The organism is Promicromonospora kroppenstedtii DSM 19349, assembly GCF_000515355.1.
GTDB classification, from domain to species: Bacteria; Actinomycetota; Actinomycetes; order Actinomycetales; family Cellulomonadaceae; genus Promicromonospora; species Promicromonospora kroppenstedtii.
The window spans coordinates 49,120-51,733 of the sequence record NZ_KI911609.1 but is presented as its reverse complement, the minus strand read 5'-3'; the positions used below and the strand labels follow the sequence as shown (position 1 = coordinate 51,733).

The following is a 2,614-nucleotide window of genomic DNA, read 5'->3' as shown; positions in this document are numbered from 1 at the left end:
GCCGATCCCAGCGCCTGACTTCACCCTCTGGCCCCGGCGAGTGTCAGTGGCGGGTGCTGAGATGGCGGCATGAGCCTTCGAGGATTCTCCACCATCAACTACTGGGCCGACGACGTCGGCGCCGCCGCCGACTGGTACTCCGAGCTGCTCGGCGTCGAGCCGTACTTCCAGCGCCCCGGACCGGACGGGAAGCCGGCCTACGCGGAGTTCCGCATCGGGGACAACGAGGCCGAGCTCGGCCTCGTCAGCCGCGCGTTCGCGCCCCCGGGACTGCCCGACCAGCCCGGGGGCGCGCTCATGTACTGGCACGTCGACGACCTGGACGGCTTCGTGGCCCGCCTGCTGGAGCTGGGCGCCACCGAGTACGAGCCGATCACCCCGCGCGGTGACAACGGCTTCGTCACCGCCTCCGTCGTGGACCCGTTCGGCAACCTGCTGGGCGTCATGTACAACCCGCACTACGTCCAGCAGTTCGGGGGTGGGGCCGGGGCCGCTAGGTTGCCTGAGTGACTTCCGCACCCCTGACCTCCGCGCCCGAGATCATCAGCTCGCTCCTCGACCTGACCGCATGGACCGTCTTCGACGTCGACCCGGAGGGCCGCATCCTGGCCGGGAACGACGAGTCCGGCAGCATGCAGCTCGTCGAGATCGCGCCGGACGGCAGCCGCACCCAGCTCACCGGGCTGCCGTCCCGCTGCTCCGGCCGCTACGTGCCCGGCACCCGCACCGTGGTGGTGCAGCACGACAACGGCGGCGACGAGCAGATGCAGCTCAGCCTGCTGGAGATCACCCCGGGCGCCGCGCCCGCCACGACGGGGGACCTCACACCCCTCGTCCACGACCCCGCGTACAAGCACGACCTGGCCGACGTCTCCGCCGGGTCCGTGGTGTTCCTGACCAACCGCCGCGACGGCGTCGACTTCGACGTCGTGGTCCACGACCTCGCGACCGGCACCCAGACCACGCTGTACGACGGCGGCGGATACCTCGTCGACGCCGTCGCCTCCCACGACCGGCGCAACGTGGCGATCACCGTGCTCAGCAGCCGGCCGCGCTCCACGCAGATCCTCGTCGCGGGCGCCGCGGACGCCGCCGTCACCGGAACGGTCACCGCAGCCGACGAGCACGCCCACCACACGCACGTCTCCTGGACGGCGGGCGACGACGCCCTGGTCATGGCGTCCGACCACGAGCGCGAGCACGCCGCCGTCGTCCGGGTCCGCACCGGGGCCGACGGGGCCGAGGGGACGACCTGGGAGACCCTCGTCGAGGCCGCCGACCACGACCTCGAGGTGGTCCTCTCCCCCGACGGCTCCGCCATGGTCGTCGGCCACCACCAGGACGGCGTCGCCACCCTCGCCGTCCACGAGCACGACGGCACCCACCGCTGCGACGTCACCCTGCCCGACACCGGCGTCCCCACCGTCGTCTGGGCCCCCGACTCCTCACGCTTCGCGGTGCACCTCACCGCCTCGGGCGACCCGGGCTCCATCCACCTCGTCGACGGCACCACCGGGACCGCCACCACCCTGGTCGACGGCCGCGCCCAGATCCCCGACGGCCTGCCCATCGCACTGCCCACCGTGCACCGCGTCCCCACGCCCGACGGCGAGCAGATCCCCTGCTTCGTCTACCGGCCCGCCACCACCGACACCCCGGTCGCCGGCGCGTCCGTCGTCCTCGTGCACGGCGGTCCCGAGGGCGAGGCCACCCGCCTGTTCTCGCCCGTCATCCAGGCCCTCGCCGGCGCCGGGTTCACTGTGCTGGTGCCCAACGTGCGCGGCTCCGCCGGCTACGGCAAGCGCTGGGTCAGCCTCGACGACGTCGACAAGCGGCTCGACTCCGTGGCCGACCTCGCCGCCCTGCGCGCCTGGCTCCCCGAGCTCAGCCTCGACCCCGCACGCAGCGCCCTGTGGGGCGGCTCCTACGGCGGCTACATGGTGCTCGCCGGTACCACCATGCAACCCGACCTCTGGGCCGCCGGCGTCGACATCGTCGGCATGTCCTCCCTGGTGACCTTCCTGGAGAACACCTCCGAGTACCGCCGCGCCGCCCGCGAACGCGAGTACGGCAGCCTCGAGCACCACCGCGACCTGCTCGTCGCCGCCTCACCCATCACCCACCTCGACCAGCTCCGCGCGCCCCTGTTCGTCATCCACGGCGCCAACGACCCCCGCGTCCCGCTGTCCGAGGCCGAGCAGATCGCCGCGGCGCTCGCGGACCGTGGCATCCGGCACGAGCTGCGGGTCTACCACGACGAGGGGCACGGCCTGGCCAAGCGGGCCAACCGCAAGGACGCCTACCCGGCCGCGATCGAGTTCCTGACCGAGATCCTGGGGCGGTGAGCGCGCCGTGACCTTCGAGGAGCGCCGCCTGCGCCTGTCGGTCGACGACCAGATCGAGGGCCGTTACCTCGAGGTGCCGTTCGAGATCCCCGCGCGTGGCGCGGACGCCCTCGAGGTCACGCTCACGTACGACCGGGACGCCGCCGTGATCGACCTGGGCTGCCGCGACCCGGAGCGGTGGCGCGGCTGGTCGGGCGGGGCACGCTCCCGGTTCGCCATCGACCCGGGGGCGCAGCCGGTCGCGAACCTGGGCACCGGCACTGGCCGCG

At 73.1% G+C, this 2,614-nt stretch carries 3 protein-coding genes; all 3 read left to right on the top strand.

Translation table 11 applies throughout. From position 1 onward, the window contains the following. Positions 1-69 precede the first annotated feature (69 nt). Positions 70-510: a VOC family protein gene (locus PROKR_RS04060; RefSeq protein WP_036959730.1), complete on the top strand. Its 441-nt coding sequence runs from the start codon at positions 70-72 to the stop codon at positions 508-510. Beyond that, the gene (locus PROKR_RS04055; protein ID WP_211240022.1) at positions 507-2,345 is read left to right on the top strand and encodes a S9 family peptidase; all 1,839 of its coding nucleotides are present in this window, start codon (positions 507-509) and stop codon (positions 2,343-2,345) included. Before PROKR_RS04060 ends, PROKR_RS04055 begins: the two co-directional genes overlap by 4 nt. 7 nt (positions 2,346-2,352) lie before the next feature. Next, positions 2,353-2,614: hypothetical protein (locus PROKR_RS33845; RefSeq protein WP_036959728.1), on the top strand; the 262-nt coding region annotated here is incomplete at its 3' end.